Here is a 19214-nt window from a genome sequence, read left to right as displayed (position 1 = left end):
CCACCGTCCACCCGCGTCCGGAAGAACTCGCGCCGATGACCACCACCCTCTCCCCCGCCCCGGCCCGCCAGATCGTCCCGCCCGAGGACCGGTACGCGACCGAACTGGCCTTCCTCGCCGCGTACGACGACGGGCCGCGGCCGCCCGCGTGGCGGCTCACTCCGCGCGCGGTCGTCACCTTCGTCATGGGCAGCGACGGGCAGGCCCTGAAGCTGCCCGACGGCGCCGAGGTGCCCGACGGGGTGCCGCGCCGCCTGGTGATCGAGGGCAAGTTCGTCGGCGACCGGTCGCTGGTCGAGCGGTGCGTGGTGACGCTCGCCGGGGAGCGCGGTCTGCTGCTCGTCGGCGAGCCCGGCACGGCCAAGTCGATGCTGTCGGAGCTGCTGTCCGCCGCCGTGTGCGGCACCAGCGGCCTGGTGGTGCAGGGCACGGCCGGCACGACCGAGGACCAGCTCAAGTACGGCTGGAACTACGCCCTGTTGCTGGCGCAAGGGCCGAGCAAGCAGGCGCTGGTGCCCTCCCCCGTCCTGACGGCCATGTCCCAGGGCGCCATCGCCCGCGTCGAGGAGGTCACCCGCTGCCTTCCCGAAGTGCAGGACTCCCTGGTGTCGTTGCTCTCCGAGCGGCGGATCGCGGTGCCCGAACTGGCGGGGACCGAGGACGCCCTGGCGCACGCGGCGCCCGGTTTCAACCTCATCGCCACCGCCAACCTCCGCGACAAGGGCGTCTCCGAGATGTCCGCGGCCCTCAAGCGCCGGTTCAACTTCGAGACGGTCGGCCCCATCGGGGACCTCGACGCGGAGATGGCGCTGGTGCGCAGCCAGGCGCGGGCGTCCGTGGCGCGCGCCGGGGCGCCGTTCCAGGTCGACGACGCCGTCCTGGAGGCCCTGGTCACCGCCTTCCGGGACCTGCGCGAGGGCCGGTCGGCGGAGGGCTGGGAGGTGGAGCGGCCGTCCACGGTGATGAGCACCGCGGAAGCCGTGTCCGTCGCCGGGGCGCTCGCGCTCGCGGCGGCGTACTTCCCGGGCGACCGTGACGTGCTCGGGCTGCTGCCGGGGCATCTGCTGGGCGTGGTCCGCAAGGACGACCCCGCGGACGCCGCCCGGCTGCGCGGCTACTGGGACGGTCCCGTGCGGCGCCGCGCCGAGCAGGGTTCCGCCACCTGGCGCACCCTGTGGGACCTGCGTACGGTCCTGGAGGGCTGACGGCCGTGTCCCTGACCCACGGAGCCGCCCCCGGCCCGGCCGACTCTCCGGTGTCCGCCGAGGAGGCGCTGGCGGCGCTCACCGCCCCGTCCGCGCCCTGTCTCATCGGCGTACGGCACCACGCGCCCTCGCTGGCCGCCGCCGTGCCGGCGCTGCTGGACGAGGCGAAGCCGGACGTGCTGCTCGTCGAACTGCCCGCCGAGATGCAGGAGTGGCTGCCGTGGCTGGGGCACGAGGAGACGCGCGCCCCGGTCGCCCTCGCCGCCGCACCGGGCGACGGGAGCGGCGGCGCGGGGCCGGCGTTCTATCCGTTCGCCGACTTCTCCCCCGAACTGGCCGCCGTGCGCTGGGCCGCCCGGCATGGCGTGCCGGTGGTCGCCTGCGACCTGCCGCTCGCCGACCGCGCGTGGGGCGAGGGACGGCGGGCCGCGGGGCGGCAGGGCGGCCCAGGGCTCGGCACCGCGCTGCGGGCCCGGCTGACGGGGCGTCCCGGGGACGACCTGTGGGACCGGCTCGTCGAGGCCACCGCCCCCGGCTCCCCGCCCGAGGCACTGCGCAGGGCGGCCCTGCTCACCGGGTGGGCGCTGCGCGAGGACGCGGTCGCCTCGGGCGGTGTGCCGGAGCTGGACCTGCGGCGCGAGCGGTGGATGCGGGAGCGGCTGGCCGAGGCGACCGCGCGGGGAGAGCGGGCGGCCGTGGTGGTCGGCGCGTTCCACGCCCCCGCGCTCGTACGGCAGGACGCCGGGGACGAGACCGAAGGTGAGGGCGCCACCCCGGGCACCGGCACGGAGGTGGACGGAGCCCTCGCCGACGCGCGGCGGCCCGTCTGGACGACCTCACTGATCCCGTACACCTACGCCCTTCTCGACGAGCGGTCCGGCTACCCGGCGGGCATACGGGATCCGGAGTGGCAGGACATGGTGCTGCGCGCGGCCGGCGATCCGGCGGCGCTGGAGGAGGTGCTGACGCGGGCCGCCGTGCGCATCTGCGCCGAGCTGCGAAGCCTGGGTCACCCTTCGGGACCCGCCGACGCGCGCGAGATCAGCCGGCTCGCCTCGGACCTCGCCCGGCTGCGCGGTCTGCCGGCGGCGGGCCGCGGTGAACTGGTCGAAGCCGTGCAGACGGTGCTCGCGCAGGGCGAGCCGTACGGGCGGGGGCGGGCCGTGGCGCGGGCGATGGAGCGGGTGCTCGTCGGCACGCGCGGTGGGCGCCCCGCCCCGCAGGCGCCGCGCAGCGGCCTCGCCCCCGCGGTCGAGGCCGAGGTGGCGCGGCTGGGCCTGCCCGGTCCGGAGACGGGCGGCTCCAGCACCTCGCGGGACCTGCGGCTGGATCCGCTGCGGTCCGACCTCGACCGCCGCCGGGAACTGCTGCTGCGCCGGCTGGCGGTGTGCGGGGTGCCGTACGGGGAGGCCAAGGAGGTCGTCGGTGCGGGCGGCACGGAGGCTCTGACCTCCCGCTGGGAGGTGCGCTGGACACCGGCCACGGCGGCCATGCTGACCGCGGCCGGCGTGCGCGGGGTCACCGCCGCGCAGGCCGCCGAAGGTGTCCTGCGCGAGCGGCGGCGCGCGGAGCGGGACGAGGGCGGGCCGACGGCCGCGCAGTCTCTCGAGGGGCTGGCACAGGCGGCGGAGTGCGGTCTGCCGGTGCTCGCCGACGAGCGGCTGGAGGATGTCGCCGGTGTCCTGCCCCAGGCGGGTACGCTGCCGGAACTCCTGGCCGGTCTGGCCCTGCTGGACCGGCTGCGGGCCGGTCACGTCCCCGGGCTCCGCGCCGAGGCGGACCGTGTGGCGCGGGCGGCCGCCGTCGCGGAGCTGCTCACGGCCGCTGCAGTGCGGCAGGTGGACGGTCTGACCGGGTCCGAGGACCCCGCCGACGCCCATGCCCTGCTCGAACTCGCCCATCGCGCCGACGTGTTGGGCGGCATCCGGCTCGCCGACGCCCTGGCCCGCCTGGCCGCCGACGGCTCCCCGTTGATGCGCGGTGCCGCCGGGGCCGTCCGCGTCCTGCTGGGGCAGGAGGACGCGCGGGTCTTCGGCGACCGTGTGGCCTCCTGGGTCGACGGGGCCACCGACCCCGACTCCCGCGCCGCGCTCACCGCCCGGCTCAGCGGGCTGCTGACCGCCGCGGGTCCGCTGCTGGAGGCGGCGGCGCCCGCGCTGGAGCCGCTGCTCACCCGGGTGTCCGAGCTGCCCGACCGGGCGTTTCTCGACCGGCTCCCCGCGCTGCGCGGCGGCTTCGACACCCTCAGCCCCGCCGCCCGCGGCCGGCTCCTGGCCGCCGTCGAGGAGCGCTTCGAGACCGCGCGGGTCGCGGACACGGACGGTGTCGACCCGGCCTCGCTCGCCCTGTGGACCCAGGCGGACTTCGCGGCCCGCGAGACACTGCGGTCGCTGGGGCTGCTGTCTCACGATGTCGCCGCGGAGCCCACTCCGGGCGTGACGGCGACGGGCGGCACGGCGGCGAGCGGCACGGCGGTGGGCGGCACGGCGACGAGCGCCGTGGAGGCCACGGCCCCCGGTGCCGAGGATCACCGCCTCGCCCCCGCCGACCGCTGGCGTCTCCTCCTCGGCCGCCGCACGGACCAACTGCCCTCGTTTGCCGCACCGTTGGCGACCGCGCTGGACGAGCTGTACGGCAGCGGGCGCGGCGAAGGCAGCCGCGGGGACCTGACGGGCCGGGGCACCGGCGGCGGACGGGAGGCGCCGTACCCCGGCGTGCGGGAGTGGTCCGAAGACCTGGCCGCGCTGTTCGGGCCGGGCATCCGGGAAGAAGTGCTGGCCGCGGCCGCCGCGTCGGGCCGCGAGGACGTCCTCGCCGAACTGGACGCGGACAGTGTGCGCCCCTCGGTGGACCTGCTGCGCACCGTGCTGCGGCACGCGGGCGGACTGCCCGAGGCCCGGCTGGCCGCGCTGCGCCCGCTCGTACGGCGGCTGGTCGACGCGCTGACCCGCCAACTGGCCACCCGCCTGCGCCCCGCCCTGCACGGCACGGCCCTGCCACGGCCCAGCAGACGGCCCGGCGGCGGCCTGGACCTGCCCCGCACGCTGCGGGCCAACCTGGCGACCGCGCGGCGCGCCCCGGACGGCACGGTGCGGGTGATCCCCGAGCGGCCGGTCTTCCGTAGCCGGGCACGCCGGACCGCCGACTGGCGGCTGATCCTGGTCACCGACGTGTCGGGGTCCATGGAGGCGTCCACGGTGTGGGCCGCGCTGACCGCCTCGGTGCTGGCCGGGGTGCCGACGCTCTCCACCCACTTCCTGGCGTTCTCCACGGAGGTCGTCGACCTCACCGGGCACGTGGACGACCCCCTGTCGCTGCTGCTCGAGGTCAGCGTGGGCGGGGGTACGCACATCGCGGCCGGTCTGCGGCACGCGCGTGAGCTGGTCACCGTGCCGTCGCGCACCCTCGTCGTGGTCGTCAGCGACTTCGAGGAGGGCTACCCGCTGGGCGGTCTGCTCGCCGAGGTGCGCGCGCTCGTCTCGGCCGGCTGTCATGTCCTGGGCTGCGCCAGCCTCGACGACACCGGCCGGCCCCGCTACTCCACGGGCGTCGCCGGTCAGCTCGTGGCCGCGGGCATGCCCGTCGCCGCCCTCAGCCCGCTCGAACTCGCCCGCTGGGTAGGGGAGAAGATCGCATGAGTCCGGACCTGCCTCCGGTCGCCCCGTCCGTCACCGCCGAACTCGTCGAAGCGCTCTCGCCCCGCCTGCGCAAGCGGCTGGACGCGGGCATCGCCAAGCTCGCGGCCCGTCCGGTCGTCCGTGAGGGCGACACCGTACGGATCGCCGTCGACGACGAGACCGACGTCGTCCTGCGGGCACCCGGCGGGACGGTGACCAGCGCGGACGCCATCCGCTGCGGATGTCTGCTCGCGCCGGACTGCCTGCACCGCGCGGCGGCGGCCTCCGCGGCGCCGGTCGCCGACGACACCGCGGCCCCGGCTCCTGCCGAGGCCGCGGAAGAGACGGGGACGACGGAGGAGCCGAGCGCGAGGCCGCAGCCCGGAGAGACGGGACGCGCGGAAGCCGCCGGCGACACCACCGCGACCGCTACGGCCGAACAGGGCGCCGCCGCCCGTGCGGTGTACACCGCGGCGGCCGCCGTGCTGGCAGCCGGAACGGACGGTGCCGGCGCCGTGCTCCAGGCGGAGCTTCTGCGCGCCGCGCACACCGCCCGTCTCGCCGGTCTGCCCCGGGCCTCCGCCACGGCGATCTCCGTCGTGAACGGGGTGCGCGCGGCCCGCTCCGCGGACCCCGGGTACCGTCTCGCCGACCTCGTCGGCGCGCTGGTCGGCACGCTGGGCGTCGCTCACCGCATCCCGCGTGCCACCGGCTCGGACCTGGCCGAACTGCGCGGCACGGTACGGCAGCCGTACCGCCCGGACGGCTCCCTGCGGCTGTACGGGCTGTTCTCCGAACCCGTGCTGACGGCGACCGGCTACGCGGGCGCGGTGACCTGGACCGCCGACGCCGACGGACGTCTGTACACGGTGTCGGACGTGGCACCCGGCGGGCCCGCGCGGGCGACCGGCGCCGCCGACCGGGCCGTACGGATCGGCGACACGGCCCTGACCCACCGTGAACTGTCGCGCGCGGGCCTGGCCGTGTCCGGTGCGACCGTCTCGCCGACGGGCCGGCTCGGCGCGGGGGCCGCGGTACGGGCGGTCCGCGCGTCAGGCGCTGCCTGGCACGACGAGCCGCTGGACCGGCTGTGGGCGGTACCCGCCGCCGAGCAGGTGACCCAGGCCCTGAACGGCGGGCGGGACCTGCTGTTCCTCGAGGTGACCCTCAGGGGCTCGGTGCGGGAGACCACGGGCGACTGTCTGCTGGCCGACTGCGCGGGCGTGCCCCTGCGGCTGATGCCGGCCCACGACGATCCGTCGCTCCCCTACCGCGACAACCTGCGCCTGCTCGCCGCCGCCCAGGGCAGCAGACTGCGGATCGTCGCCCGGCTGGCCCCCGGACCACTCCCCCGGGCCCTGCTGCTCGCCGCCGAGCACCCCACCGACCCCGCGGCCCGGGTGGACCTGGGCCTGGATCGCCTCCAGCACGCGGACCTGCCCACGGATGCTCCCCCGGCGCCGGCCGTGGTCCTCCCCGCCGGGGACGAGGCCCCGCTGTACCTGCTGCGCCGCCGCGTCCACCAGGCGGTGACCGGAGGCCGCCGTGTCCTGGCCTTCTCCGCCTCCTCCCGCAGCGAGTCGGGGGACGGTGCCCGCCTGCGCCGTCTGGGGCTCGCCACGGCGGGCGATCTCCTCGACGCCCTCCACTCCGCCGCCGCGGACCGCTCCCGCGACGCCTTCGGCCGCCTCCTCCCGACCGACACCGACCCGTTCGCCCGTGCCTGGCTGGCCGCCGCCGTCTACACCGACACGGTCGAAAAGGCACTGTGCGCGAGCGCGTGGGGCGCGACCGCGGCCGCGGTGTCTTCTCCGGGCCGCACGGCATGATGCCCGCCTGCGGCCCGGAGAGGGCCGCCGATGCGAAGCCGGGCCGGCTCGCACTCGGCGCCCTGGGGTGTGGGTGTCATTCGCCCGGGCGGGAGGCCAGGTGGTGCCGCCCGGGCCCCGACGTCACGCAGCGATCAGCAGGTTCGCCCGGTGTAGAACGCGCCGTCGATCTTGCCTGCGGCGCCGAGCCAAGTGCGGCCGGGCGCCACGCATCGCTCGTAGTTGGGGCCCCAGACCTCGACCTCGATGACGACGCGGGAGCCGTCACCGGTGCAGTGGTTGTAGTAGGCGTCGGACCCGGTCTCGTAGAACCCGCAGGGGTCCGCGGCAGCGCTGGAGGCGGTGGCCACCGGCAGGCCGAGACCGAGGACGATGCCGCTGAGGGCGCCTACCAGGGAACGACGAAGCGTCATCGAGCTTCTCCTTGTCGAGGTTCGCGTGCCGGGCGGTCCGGCGGTGCAGTGGAAAGCGTCGCGGAACCCACGAAGAAGGGCTGTTGATCTCACTCGGAAGGGAAGCCAAACCAGCACTTCGAGTGGTCGTTCGTGTGGTGAGGGCGGCGGCGCAGGAGACCGCGGTCAGCAGGGCGAAGAGGCGGGTGTAGCCGTCGAGGGATGTGGCGAGGGCGGCGCCGGCCAGTGGGGCGAGGGCGGCGGCGATGGCCGAGGGAGCCGCGAGCAGTGCGGACAGACGGCCGTAGTGGGTGGTTCCCCAGCGGTCGGTGACGGCTGTCGCTTGCAGCAGGGTGAGGTTGCCGCGGACCATGCCGGCCGTGACCGATACGGCGGCCAGCAGCGCGTACGGGCCGGGGATGGCCGTGAAGGCCGCGGTCGTGAGGCCGCCGAGTCCGATCAGGAGCGTTGTGCGGGTGGTCACTGAGGTGTGGCGGGCGAGGGCGGCGTACAGGGTGCGGCCGAGAGTCTGTCCGGCGCCGCCGAGGCCGAGGGCCCATGCCGCCTGGCTGGTGGTGTAGCCGCGCTCGAGGAGGAGGGGGACGAGGGCGATGACGACGGCGTGCATGGCGAACGCCGAGAGTGTGAACGCGGAGGCCAGCAGCCAGAAGGGCCTGCTGCGCGCGGCCGTGGCGGGCTGGGCGGCCGGGGGCGCGGCCACGGGCGGGGCGGCCGCCGGCCAGGGCGCGCGCAGTGCCAGGGCGTGTGCGGGGATCGTGATCAGGGCGAGGACGGCGGCGAGTGTGAAGTAGGTGGCGCGCCAGGTGAGGTGGGCCGCGAGCAGGGCGGTCAGCGGTGCGAAGACGGTGGAGGCCAGCCCGCCGGCGAGGGTGACGGTGGTGAGTGCGCGGACGTGGTCGGGGGCCCACCAGCGGGTCAGCGCGGCGAAGGCGGGCTGGTAGAAGGTGGCGGCCATCGCGAGGCCGGCCAGTGCCCAACCGGTGTAGAAGACCGGCAGGTTGGGTGCTGCGGCGACCAGGGTCAGGCTCGTGGCGCCGAGGACGGAGCCGGCGGTCATGACCCCGCGCGGGCCGCGTTCGTCGAGCACGCGGCCGATGCGGATCCCGGCGAGCGCGGAGACGACCAGGGCCAGGGAGAACGCTGCGGTGGTGGCGCTGGTGGTCCATCCCGTCGCTGTGGTGATCCGCGGGTTGAGGACGGGGAAGGCGTAGTAGACGATGCCCCAGCCGGTGATCTGCGTGAGGCAGAGGGCGGGCAGGGCGGCGCGGGGCCGCGACCGGTCCCCGGTTCCGGTCGCGGCCCCGCCGCCTCGGGTGTGGAGCGTGGTCACGAGCCGCAGCAGCCCCCGGCCGCCGTCTCTTCGCCGACGGCCGCCGTGGCGGGTGCGCCGAGCTGGATCAGCTGCGGTGCCGGGGCGCAGCAGCCGCCCGCGGTCTGGTCGGCCTCGGGTGCGTCGAACAGTCCGGCCCCGCCGCACACACCGGTCTCCGGGAGGGTGAGTTCGACGCGGTCAGCGGAGTCGAGGTCGCCGGCGATCGCGGCGGCGACGGAGCGGACCTGCTCGTAGCCGGTCATCGCCAGGAACGTCGGGGCGCGGCCGTAGGACTTCATGCCGACGAGGTAGATGCCCGGCTCGGGGTGGGCGAGTTCGCGGTGGCCGTGGGGGTAGACCGTGCCGCAGGAGTGCTGGTTGGGGTCGATCAGCGGGGCGAGCTCGACCGGGGCCTGGAGCCGTTCGTCCAGGCCGAGGCGGATCTCGGACAGGAACGACAGGTCGGGGCGGAACCCGGTGAGCACGATCACCTCGTCCACCGGGTCCAGGCGGCGGCCGTCCTCGGCGATGAGGACCAGGCGGCCGTCGGCGTGGCGCTCGATCGCCTCGGTGCGGAAGCCGGTGACCGCGTCCGCGTAGCCCTGGTCGACCGCGGCCTTGGCGGCCAGCCCGAGAGCGCCGCGGGCGGGGAGCTCGTCGGCGGCGCCCCCGCCGAAGGTGGAGCCGGAGATGCCGCGGCGCAGGATCCACACCGCCTTCGTTCCGGCTCCGTCGCCGGACTTCGCCACGTCGGCGAGGGAGGCGAGCGCGGTGAAGGCGGAGGCGCCGGAGCCGATGACGGCGGTGCGCTTGCCGGCGTACCGGGCGCGTACGGCCGGGTTCCTCAGGTCCGGGACGCGGTACGTGATCCGGTCGGCCCCCGCGCGCTCGCCCAGGGCGGGCAGACCGCTGCCGCCGGCGGGGCTGGGGGTGGTCCAGGTGCCGGAAGCGTCGATGACCGCGCGGGCGAGCACCCGCTCCTCGCGGCCGTCGGCGGTCTCCAGGTGGACGACGAAGGGCTGGGCCTCGCGGTCGGCGTCCACGATCCGGTCCCGTCCCGCGCGGGAGACACCGGTCACCCGGGTGCCGGTGCGGACGCGCTCGCCGAGGACGTCGGCCAGCGGCTCCAGGTACCGCTCGGCCCAGTCCGCGCCCGACGGGTAGGTCGCCCGGTCGGGGGTCGTCCAGCCGGTGGGCGCGAGGAGCTTCTCGGCGGCCGGGTCGACCACTTCGCCCCAGGGGGAGAACAGCCTGACGTGTGCCCACTCGCGCACCGCCGCGCCGACGGCCGGGCCCGCTTCCAGGACCAGGGGTTCGATGCCGCGCTCGACGAGGTGGGCGGCGGCGGCCAGGCCGATGGGGCCGGCTCCGATCACGACGACGGGCAGCTCGGTGGTGGCAGGCGCGTTCACGGCGACTCCTCGCTTGTTTTGACGTTTGTCGATGTCTTGTGTGATCAGCATGGCACTTGCTTCGACGAGCGTCAACATAGACACGTATCGAATTCAGGCGGGCGGCCACCGCAGTGCGGTCACACCGTGATCGGCACCTCCATAACCGGAGATCGGCGCCCTCTTCGAGAAGCTGGCCCAGCCCTGACGCGTACGTCCGCAGTCGGCAGACGGAGTTTCCGGAAGTGCGGGGTGCCTCGGCTGTCACAAGACTGACTGCTGCCCTGTCTTCTTGGCGTGCGGCCAGACGCACCGGGTCCGGCGGGAGTCGCCGACACCCGTGGGAAGCGGGATCAGCGAACGGAGACAGTGATGAAGATCGTGGTTATCGGCGGTACGGGGCTCATCGGCTCGCAGGTGGTGGCGTTGGCGCGCGAGGGTGGTCACGAGGCTGTGGCGGCCGCCCCCTCGACGGGCGTCGACACCCTCACCGGCGAGGGTCTGGCGCAGGCTCTCAAGGGCGCGGATGTGGTCGTGGACGTGTCGAACTCCCCGTCATTCGAGACGGAGGCGGCGCTGGACTTCTTCACGCGCTCCGGGCGGAACCTGATCGAGGCCGAGAAGGAGGCGGGTGTCCGCCACCACGTCGCGCTCTCCATCGTGGGCGTCGACCAGGTGCCCGACTACGGCTACTACCGGGCCAAGGTCGCCCAGGAAGAGGCTGTGCGCGGCGGGGGTGTCCCGTACAGCATCGTGCGGGCCACCCAGTTCTTCGAGTTCATCGCTCCGGTGATGAACATGTCCACCGAGGGCTCGGAGGTGCGGCTGCCGTCCACGCGCCTGCGTCCGATCGCCTCCGCCGACGTCGCCTCCGCCGTCGCCGAGGCGGCCCAGGGTGAGCCGTCGTACGGCGTGCGGAACATCGCGGGCCCGGAGGTGCACCGGCTCGACCGCCTCGGCGAGATCACCCTGGCGGTGCGGCCGGACGGCCGCTCGGTCGTCACCGACGAGGCGGCCGGCCTGTTCGCGGGCATGCCCGACGTACTCGTCGGCGACGACACGGCGCACATCGCGTCCACGCGCTACGAGAACTGGCTCAAGCGGCACTGACCGAGCATCCGCTACGGCCGGACGGTGAGCCTGCGTGCGGACCGCTCGTAGGCCTTCAGTTTGTCGGGCGCCAGCACCCAGTAGAGCCCGTCGATACCGTCCGGCCCCACGGTGACGCTCACCAGGGCAACGGCCACCCCGTCCATGGCGATCAGCAGGCTGGGCCGGCCGTTGGCCTCGACCAGGCCGTACTCGGCGCCGGGGAAGAACTTCTTGGCGAAGGCGCTGATCCGGGCCACGCGTTCGGCTCCCACGACCGCCAGCCGGGCCACACCGCGCATGCCGTTGCCGTCCGCGTAGGCGACGACGTCGGCCGACAGCACGTTCTCCAGCGCGGCGACGTCACCGTGCCGCGCGGCGGCGAGGAAGGCCTCGAGGAGGCGCCGGTGCTGTGCCGTGTCGACGGGGTCACGGCGCTCGGCGGACAGGCGTTTGCGGGCCCGGCTGACGATCTGCCGCGTGTTGGCCTGGCTCAGCTGCAAGATGCTCGCGATCTCGTCGTACGCGTACTCGAACGCTTCACGCAGGACGTAGGCCGCCCGCTCCACGGGGTTCAGCTTCTGCAGGACCAGCAGTACGGCCAGTTCCAGGGCCTCGCCGCGCTCCGCGCCGACCTGCGGGTCCACGCTGGTGTCCACGGGCTCCGGCAGCCACGGGCCCACGTAGGCCTCACGGCGCACCCGCGCCGACTGGGCCACGTTGATCGCCAGCCGTGTGGTGATCTTCGCCAGGAACGCCCCCTGGTCCAGCACCGCGCCGCGGTCGGCGCCCTGCCAGCGCACCCATACGTCCTGCACCACGTCCTCGGCCTCCGACACGCTGCCCAGGACGCGGTAGGCGATCCCGAACAGCCGCGGCCGCAGCCGCTGGAACGCGTCCGCCGCTTCGGTCAGCGAGTCGTGGGTGAGCGGCTGGTGCTCGTCCATGGTGCCGATGCCTCCGCGAGTCGACCGTCGGGCTGGGTGCCTTCGGCGCGAGGACGGCCCGCCGCTGTGATCCTACGGCGGCCGCGCACCGCCTGTCGGGTCAGCCGTGGCCCGGCGATCAGAGGCTGGTGAGCAGGCCGTCGAGTGGGGCGGGTGTGCGGTCGGGGTCGAGGGCCTCGACGAGGACGCGGCCGTAGCGGATCTTGCGCCCTTTCTTCGTGCCCAGGAAGCGCCGCAACTGCTGCTGTGACGTGCGGCCCTGCTGTGCGGGCTGGCGCAGGAAGGTCTGCAGGGCGCGCAGGTCGCCCTCCGCCCGGACGAGCTCCTCCACCCGTGTCACGCCCAGCGCGCGGATCAGCTCGTCCTCCAGGTCCGCCGCGCAGACGAAGAACCGTTCCTCTGCCGCACTGGTCCCCTCCAAGGCGCGGGCGTAGTAGCGACGCTCCCCCTCGTCGCACAGTCCCGTGAGGCGCAGGCCCAGGCCGGGCGGGCCGAGGAGACGGGCGAAGCGGCCGACGCTCATCGCACCGCCCATCGGCAGGACGCAGACTCCTTCGGCCGCGAGGTTCCGGCCGCGGCTCTCGGCCAGCGCGCCGACCGCTGCCGCGTCGCTCAGCCCTTCGACCAGGACGACTGCCCGGACGGACAGCCGCGCGGCCAGCTCGCGCGCGGGGTCGCCGGGACCACCGGCCGCCCACGCGGTGACCGCGTCCCGGAACGCCCCTATGTCCGCCATGCGACGAGTCTCCGCCCTTTCCGGCCCTCACGGTAGGGGATTTCCGCCGGAGCACGGGGGGGCCGACAGGGCCGACACCATGCTCCGGCCGGACTAGCGCACCCCGCCGGCCTCCGTCGCCGGTACCGGCCGCCGCAGCAGGTAGACGCCCGCGCTCGACACCAGGACGGCCATACACGCGATGAACACCAGCCCGGCCCCCTCGAGACCGATCGGCCCCGCCAGGACGCCGACACCGATGACCGGCACCGAGATGCCTCCGTAGGCCACCACGAACAGCGCCGAGATCACGGCCGCCCGCCGGTCCGCGTCGGACGCCTCGGCCACCGCGGACAGCGCTCCGCGGAACGACAGTCCCTGCCCGGCGCCGCCGACGATCGCGCTCAGCACCACCAGCGGCAGCAGATCCCACCGCAGCGCACCGGCCAGCAGCGCCAGCCCGGCGAGGAGCGCGGCGCAGCCCACGGGCAGCGACCGGCCCACGCCGATCCGGCCGACGGCCAGCTGACCGGCGGTCGAGGCGAAGAAGGCCAGCGCGACGACCAGCCCGCTCACCGCGTGGTTGTGCACGTTCAGGGACTGGGCGAGGAAGGACGGGCTGACCGACGTGAACACCCCGAACAGCGCGAACCCCACGAAGGAGGCGACCGCCGCGGGCCCGAAGACCGCGCGCACCCGCGGGGGCAGACCAGGCCGCTGCGGCCGTACGGCGCTCAGCGGCCGCCGCTCCCGCACGGTCTCGGCGAGCCGCAGCAACACGGCCACCGAGCAGGCCGTCAGCACGAGATGGACCGCGAACGGCAGATACAGCGGCCAGTCGGCGTACTGCGCGAGCACCCCGGCCAGCAACGGACCACAGCCCAGCCCGCCCATGTTGGCGGCGGTCGCCACGAACGTCGCCCGCGAGGCACCCCCGCGCGGCGCCAGCTCCATCACGTACGCCGTGGCGGCCCCGGTGAACAGGCCTGCGGACAGCCCCGACAGCAAGCGCCCCGCGTACAGCCAGCCCAGCGCGGTCGCGCAGAGGAAGCAGACGGCGCTCGCGGCCGCGAACCCCAGGCCCCACAACAGCACCGGACGCCTGCCCACGGCGTCCGAGGCGTTGCCCGCCAGCAGCAGCACCCCGATGACTCCGACGGCGTAGACCGCGTAGACGACGGTGACCGTGAGTTCGGAGAATCCGAACTTCTCCTGGTAGAGGCCGTAGAGGGGGGTCGGCAGGGTGGTGCCGGCCATGCATACGGCGAACACCGCCCCGCTGAGCAGGCATGGGCGCCAGCCTCGAAGATCACCGTCCATGTCGCCGACGGTAACCTCGCCCGCCGCGGCTCGCGGCCTGGCGCGCCGCCCGTACGCCAGCACCGGTGAACCGAAATGAGGTGACGTATTTCAGTCACGACTCTGTTGCGTGGCTGAAACCAGTGCAATGCTGTGACCAGCGGTGATCCTCGGCGAAGGGCCGCCGCTCCGGCCCTGCCCGTTGCCCCGGGACGGGCCGCGCGCCGTCCCTCCCGGCCTCCCCACGGGAGGGCCGACGCCTGCCCGCATCCCCGCGGGACCGGGGCGCGGCGCGGTCAGGCGGCGAGTTCGCCGGACGCGGCCTTGATCAGGCCGGTCAGCCAGGCCTGGTGGCCGTTGAGCATCGGATCGGGGACCTGACGGGCCAGTTCCGCGGCGATCCGCCCGATCTGCGTCTCCTGCGTCAGGACACGGACCCGGCCCCCGGGCAGGTCCTCGACCAGCCAGGCGTGCAGCACCTCCAGCCGCTGCTCGGGCGTACCGTCCTGCTCGGCGGTCCAGGACAAGCGGCCCGGGACCCGCTCCGCCGGAGCCTGGAACTCCACGACGCGCGCGTGCTGGGTGCGCACGGACGGGAAGCCGACCGGGTCGAAGCCGAAGACGACACCGTCCTTCAGCACGGGGCCGCCGCCTTCCGGGAAGGAGATGCCGGTGATGTTGCCGTTGTACGACTCCCAGGTGGAGGTGTCGGTCAGACAGCGCCACACCCGGGCGGCGGTGACGCCCCGGACGATGACCTCGTTGGAGACGAAGTTGTCACCGGTGCCGGGCAGATACCTCTCGGGCCAGTTGATCGCGTTCTGCGTGGTCATGCGGGGGTGTCCTTCCGTGAGCCGCCCCCGACGAGGCGACACCCCGACGGTAGGCACGGCCGCCGTCGGAGGACCGCGAACGGACCCGGACTCCCCCAACGGCACCCCAATGGACGCACCGCGCAGCCCTCCTGCGGACCCGCTCTCATGCCGCGTTGGGCACCGGGTCGAGGTGGCTCAGCCTGACCGGGAACGCGTCCGGCATACGGCGCCAGCCCTCGCCCATGAAGTGGACGGAGCACCACGAACCGTCGACGAAGCCGATCTCGTGGTTGCCGCCCGCCACATCGCTGCGGTCACGGATCCAGATCACGTTGCGCAGGTCTGTGGACCACCCGGCCTCGACGGCACCGTGCGCGCCCGTGAGGGAGCGGGCGCAGGACACGTAGGCGAGTTGGAGGCGGTGGCTGGTCACCTGCATCACCACGTGCGTGCCGTTCCTGGTCCGGGGCACGACGGCTCGCGCCAGGTGGCCGGCCATGCTGTTCCAGCCGCCGTGGAACGGCTTGCCCGGCTTCTTGGCCTCCCGCCAGAAGAGGGCCTCGAAGAGTGCCTCGAACGGGTTCCACGTGATGGACATGAGGCGTGCGGCCCCGTACACCGGGAGCATGCACCAGCTCCACAGCGTCCGGCGCTCCGAGCGCAGAGCGCGTGGCCGACGGAAGTAGCCGGGCACGGGTGCCCAACCCGCCAGTCCGACGTGGTGTTCGCCCCGAAGCAGCTCTCCGGCAGGCACCACGGCCCTCGCCCGCACAACCGACTGCCGGTTCCGATCCGTTCGACTCACCCGAGACTTCCCTCACTGCCTTGCCCGTGTCCAGCGACGTCCGCATCATCGCCCATGACCTCGGGCTTCCTTCCTCCGGGGCCCAATCGGCGCCGCGCTCGCGGCCGGTGAGTTCGTCAGCCACCGCGGCGGGGGTGTCAGTGGGTGTCCTTATGCTCCTCGCCATGAACGTCGAGGATCTTCAGTGGCAAGCGCGGGCCTACGGAGGGATTCCGCCACGGACGGCGGACCTTCTCATCGAACTCGGGCATCTGGAACTCGTGGTGCGGGCGGCGGGCGAGCGGGGCGAGTGGTTCTGCGCGGAGGCGGCGGTCCGCGAGTTGTGTGCGGCGGGGAACCACGAGCGGGCGTGGTCGGTCATCGAGCCGTTCGGCGCGACCGGCTGGAAGCCGGCCGTGCGCGTGGCCGCCGAGGTCCGCCTGCACATGGGGCGGGTCGAGGAGGCATTGGCCCTGGTCCGCCCGGACGAGCCGGTGGCGGAGGGCCGGGAGTGGCGGGACTACGCCCTGATGCTGGCGAGGGCGGGGCGGGTGGACGAGGCGATCGGGGTCCTCGCCCCTCACTTGGAGGACTGGTGGCTGCAGTCGACCCTGGTCGAGATGACCGAGGGACAGGGTCGTGACGAGCGTGTCCTGGAGCTGGTCGCTCCGCTGGCGGAGAGCGCACGGCGGGCCAGGGCGGAGGGCACGTCCTGCCCTGCCGGTGAGCAGGCCGTGGACCTTCAGGCCCAGGTCCTGGAGCGTGCCGGTCGCGCCGACGAGGCGATCCGCGTGCTCGAGGCGGACCTCGCCGCCCGCCGGTACTTCGCCCAGAACACCATCGAGCTCTACGCAGCGCTGCTCGCGCGGCACGGTCGGATGGAGGAGCTGCGCGCGCTGGGTACCGGACAGCACGCGGCCGCCGCGCTGAAGCACTACACGAAGGCGCTCGAGGATCTCGGCCGCGAAGGGGAGGCCGAGACCGTCCTGCGGGAGATCATCGAGGCCACCGACAACCCCAACCATCGCAGTACCCTCGTGGATCTCCTGGCCCGGCAGGGCAGGATCGACGAGGCCGTCGAGGTCGGACGGCCCACCTTCGAGTACTACGACTGCGGCAATCACCTCGAGTGGGCCATGGACCTGCTGGTCGAGGACGGACGGCCCGAGCAGGCACTGCGACTTCTGGACGAGCGCAGCGCGGAGTACGTCAAGGAGCACACGCACTCGGTCCGGTCCAAGCGGCTGTGGCTGCTGGCGGAGACCGGACGCCATGAGGAGGCCATCGCGGAGGCCATGGCGCTGCCGGCGGAGGAGTACTGGGACAGGGACACGACGGTGGCGTGGCTGCTGGAGGAGGCCGGCCGCGTGGAGGAGGCCATCGCCCTGCTCCGGTCCTCCGCGGAATCCCGGGCGCCCGTGGAGCTGGCACAGCTCCTGATCAGGCAGGGCCGGCCCGCCGAGGCCATCTCGACCCTCCCCTCCATAGCCGCCCAACGCGAGCGGGATGCCCGCGCCCGGCACCACACGGAGCCCAACCTCTTCGGCTAACCGTCTGATCTGACGCTCCGGAAGGTGGGGAGGAAGCTGAGCGTCATACCGGCCGCCCCGATCCACAAGGTGGCTTTCGCTCCCCACACAGAGCCCCCGGCTCCGCCCAGGAGACCGCCCAGGGGAATGCCGCCCCAGGAGACGAATCGTGCCGTCGCGCTCACCCGGCCCAGAAGTCGATCCGGGGTGAGGGTCTGCTGCAAGCTTGATTGAGCCACGACCCGGACGACTCCGCCCAGTGAAAGAGCCGCGAGTCCGATGGCGGCCGGGTACACGCTCCAACCCGGTCGCGCCAACGGCATCAGGACGGTCAACGGACAGGTCACCAGCGACGCGAGCCAGATGACCGGACCTTGCCCGACGCGCTTCGAAATCGTCGTTGCCGAGAGTGCGCCCAGCAGGGCACCGCAGCCCATCGCCGACAGAATCAGGCCGATACCGAAGGGCTGGAGGCCGATCTCCCGCTCCAGGAAGACCAGCAACATGGATTGATACATGGCCAGGAAGAGGTTGAATATCGCGTCTCCCAGCATGATGGCCCGCAGCATGGGCTGCTGGGCGACGAACTTCAGTCCCTCCTTGATCTCTTGACCCAGCCGAGGGCTCGCACTCGGCTCCGGCTTCCTTTCGGGTTTGCGGATGGTGAGCGCGAGCAGCCCTGACACGGCCATGCCGGCCGAACTCACCACCAGCGTTGCGGGAGCTCCCACCAGCCCGATCAACGGCCCCGCCATCGACGGCCCGCTGATACTGGTCACCGAGCGTATTGCGGACAGCTTCGAGTTTCCTTCCACCAGGTTGCCGCGCCCCACCAAGTGCGGGAGATAGCTGACGTACGCGACATCGAAGAAGACAGTCAGCACTCCATGGCCGAGGGCAACCGCGTAGAGCCACGAGATGGTGAGGAGGTCTCCCCACCACGCCACCGGTATCGTCAAGAGGAGCAGCGCGCGAACGAGATCAGTCCTGATCATCACCGAGCGCTTCCGCATACGGTCCACCCACGCGCCCGCCGGTAGCCCGACCAGCAGCGACCCTGCCGTGGTCATGGCGGCCAGCAATCCGACCTGGAACTCGTCCGCGTTCAATGCGGCGATGGCCACCAACGGCAATGTCAGAAAGACGATACGGTCGCCCAGCTGACCGAGCGCGGTCGCGGCGAACAGGCGCCGGAAGTCCGGATCACGCAAGAGTCCGGACTGGGAGAGTAGTGACATTCGGGTCCCTGCCGTCGGTGTTGGCATGTCGATCTGATGACGTGAGCGGCTGGGGACGGTCGACTCCGAACTCGTAGACCACTTCCCGGCGCACATCCGGAATGACCATGTCGGCGGTTTCCACCGGGCGTCCGTCCGTGTCGTAGATGGTCCGCTCGATCTGCAGCACGAGGTCCCCCACGCTGATCCCCAGCAGGTTCGCCTGTGCCTGGGTGGCACGAGCCGGGCGGGGCACTTCGACCACGGTCTCGATGGCCACGCCGATGGAGCGCATGCGTTCGACCACGCCCTTCCCGGCCAGTGGGCCCCTCTCGGGCAGCACGATGGGCGTTCCGTCCGTGATGGCCATCGGCTCCCACGACTGGGAGAGTTGAACGGGTTGCCCGTCGGCGAGGAACTCGTAATGCGTGGTGACGCAGAGGTCTCCGGGGCTGATCGCCAGCCGCTCGGCGATCGGCTCGGGGGCGGGGACGCGCACCTGGCTGTGCGCATCCCAGGCGTCGGCCCTGCCCCGCTCCCTCATGTCGGAGCCAGGGCCGGAGGCACCGCGGCGTTCGCGATGCCGCGAGCGGACCAGACGCAGGCGCTCGCGCGGCACGCGGACGTAGGTACCCGAGCCGGCGCGTCCTTCGAGGAGTCCCTCGATGATCAGGCGGTCCATGGCCCTTTGCATGACGTTGCGCCCGACCCCGTACTCCTCGGCGAGCCGTGCCCGAGAGGGCAGGCGCTCCCCTGTCGCCCACTCTCCCTGGAGAATCCGTGCGCGCAGCGCATCGGCCACGGCAAGGTACGGGGCCTCTCGGGGCATGGGCGGTCCTCCGGCTGGTGTGCTGCGCGGCTGGTTGAGGGAACGTCGGCAAGCTACTTCACCGGGTGAGATCTACTGGAGTAGAAATACGCTCGGCGCCTCTGCCGATGCCCGAGCCGAGCGGGCCGAGCGGTGCGGCGGTTTCCAGCCGTGCCGAAAACGGACTTGCGACAGCGGGCGCTTAGCGGTCGGAGACTCGTCCGGATCCCGAGCGAACAAGGCG

14 protein-coding genes and 1 pseudogene are annotated in these 19214 nt (G+C 73.5%); 5 read left to right on the top strand and 10 right to left on the bottom strand.

Translation table 11 applies throughout. The features are described from left to right. Positions 1-35 precede the first annotated feature (35 nt). The 3 genes from ACZ42A_RS23305 to ACZ42A_RS23295 are packed head-to-tail and all read left to right on the top strand — an operon-like array spanning position 36 to position 6651. On the top strand, positions 36-1205 hold the full coding sequence (locus tag ACZ42A_RS23305) for an ATP-binding protein (RefSeq protein ID WP_468529336.1): 1170 nt from the start codon (positions 36-38) through the stop codon (positions 1203-1205). A gap of 5 nt (positions 1206-1210) precedes the next feature. Beyond that, on the top strand, positions 1211-4843 hold the full coding sequence (locus ACZ42A_RS23300) for a DUF5682 family protein (protein ID WP_468529183.1): 3633 nt from the start codon (positions 1211-1213) through the stop codon (positions 4841-4843). Further along, positions 4840-6651, top strand: a complete 1812-nt coding sequence (locus ACZ42A_RS23295; RefSeq protein WP_468529182.1) for a hypothetical protein — start codon at positions 4840-4842, stop codon at positions 6649-6651. The genes ACZ42A_RS23300 and ACZ42A_RS23295 overlap by 4 nt, the downstream gene beginning before the upstream one ends. A gap of 134 nt (positions 6652-6785) precedes the next feature. Here ACZ42A_RS23295 and ACZ42A_RS23290 read toward each other — a convergent pair whose 3' ends face one another. From ACZ42A_RS23290 to ACZ42A_RS23280, 3 genes and pseudogenes are all read right to left on the bottom strand, one after another. Then, a complete protein-coding gene (locus ACZ42A_RS23290; RefSeq protein WP_468529181.1) occupies positions 6786-7064 on the bottom strand; it encodes a DUF6355 family natural product biosynthesis protein in 279 nt (92 codons plus the stop codon). Positions 7065-7176: 112 nt separating this feature from the next. Beyond that, positions 7177-8394: pseudogene (locus ACZ42A_RS23285) on the bottom strand (MFS transporter); the annotation flags it as partial. After that, positions 8391-9788: an NAD(P)-binding domain-containing protein gene (locus ACZ42A_RS23280; RefSeq protein WP_468529180.1), complete on the bottom strand. Its 1398-nt coding sequence runs from the start codon at positions 9786-9788 to the stop codon at positions 8391-8393. The pseudogene ACZ42A_RS23285 and the gene ACZ42A_RS23280, both read right to left, overlap by 4 nt. Before the next feature lie 351 nt (positions 9789-10139). On the opposite strand from ACZ42A_RS23280, the gene ACZ42A_RS23275 reads away from it, so the two are divergent. Then, positions 10140-10877 (top strand): SDR family oxidoreductase, encoded by a 738-nt coding sequence (locus ACZ42A_RS23275; RefSeq protein ID WP_468529179.1) that lies wholly within the window; start codon positions 10140-10142, stop codon positions 10875-10877. An 11-nt stretch (positions 10878-10888) separates the two neighbouring features. Here ACZ42A_RS23275 and ACZ42A_RS23270 read toward each other — a convergent pair whose 3' ends face one another. The 5 genes from ACZ42A_RS23270 to ACZ42A_RS23250 all read right to left on the bottom strand — a co-directional run bounded on the left by ACZ42A_RS23270 (position 10889) and on the right by ACZ42A_RS23250 (position 15230). After that, positions 10889-11803 (bottom strand): RNA polymerase sigma-70 factor, encoded by a 915-nt coding sequence (locus tag ACZ42A_RS23270; RefSeq protein ID WP_468529178.1) that lies wholly within the window; start codon positions 11801-11803, stop codon positions 10889-10891. A gap of 118 nt (positions 11804-11921) precedes the next feature. Then, positions 11922-12539 carry a TOPRIM nucleotidyl transferase/hydrolase domain-containing protein gene (locus ACZ42A_RS23265; RefSeq protein ID WP_468529177.1) on the bottom strand — a complete coding sequence of 206 codons (618 nt, stop codon included), beginning with the start codon at positions 12537-12539 and terminating at the stop codon, positions 11922-11924. A 93-nt stretch (positions 12540-12632) separates the two neighbouring features. Next, the gene (locus tag ACZ42A_RS23260) at positions 12633-13838 is read right to left on the bottom strand and encodes an MFS transporter (RefSeq protein ID WP_468529176.1); all 1206 of its coding nucleotides are present in this window, start codon (positions 13836-13838) and stop codon (positions 12633-12635) included. A gap of 275 nt (positions 13839-14113) precedes the next feature. Next, positions 14114-14650, bottom strand: a complete 537-nt coding sequence (locus ACZ42A_RS23255; protein WP_468529175.1) for an SRPBCC family protein — start codon at positions 14648-14650, stop codon at positions 14114-14116. A 145-nt stretch (positions 14651-14795) separates the two neighbouring features. Then, entirely contained in the window at positions 14796-15230 is a 435-nt protein-coding gene (locus ACZ42A_RS23250) for a hypothetical protein (RefSeq protein WP_468529174.1), read from the bottom strand. A gap of 371 nt (positions 15231-15601) precedes the next feature. On the opposite strand from ACZ42A_RS23250, the gene ACZ42A_RS23245 reads away from it, so the two are divergent. After that, on the top strand, positions 15602-16966 hold the full coding sequence (locus ACZ42A_RS23245; RefSeq protein ID WP_468529173.1) for a tetratricopeptide repeat protein: 1365 nt from the start codon (positions 15602-15604) through the stop codon (positions 16964-16966). On the opposite strand, the gene ACZ42A_RS23240 is transcribed toward ACZ42A_RS23245, so the two are convergent. Continuing rightward, on the bottom strand, positions 16963-18156 hold the full coding sequence (locus ACZ42A_RS23240; protein WP_468529172.1) for an MFS transporter: 1194 nt from the start codon (positions 18154-18156) through the stop codon (positions 16963-16965). The genes ACZ42A_RS23245 and ACZ42A_RS23240 overlap by 4 nt on opposite strands. Then, a complete protein-coding gene (locus ACZ42A_RS23235) occupies positions 18149-18991 on the bottom strand; it encodes a GntR family transcriptional regulator (protein WP_468529171.1) in 843 nt (280 codons plus the stop codon). Before ACZ42A_RS23235 ends, ACZ42A_RS23240 begins: the two co-directional genes overlap by 8 nt. Between the last annotated feature and the right edge of the window lie 223 nt (positions 18992-19214).

Source organism: Streptomyces sp. NPDC030838, assembly GCF_055572035.1.
Note: the sequence above shows the minus strand (reverse complement) of the source record. Positions and strands in the feature narration are given on the sequence as shown.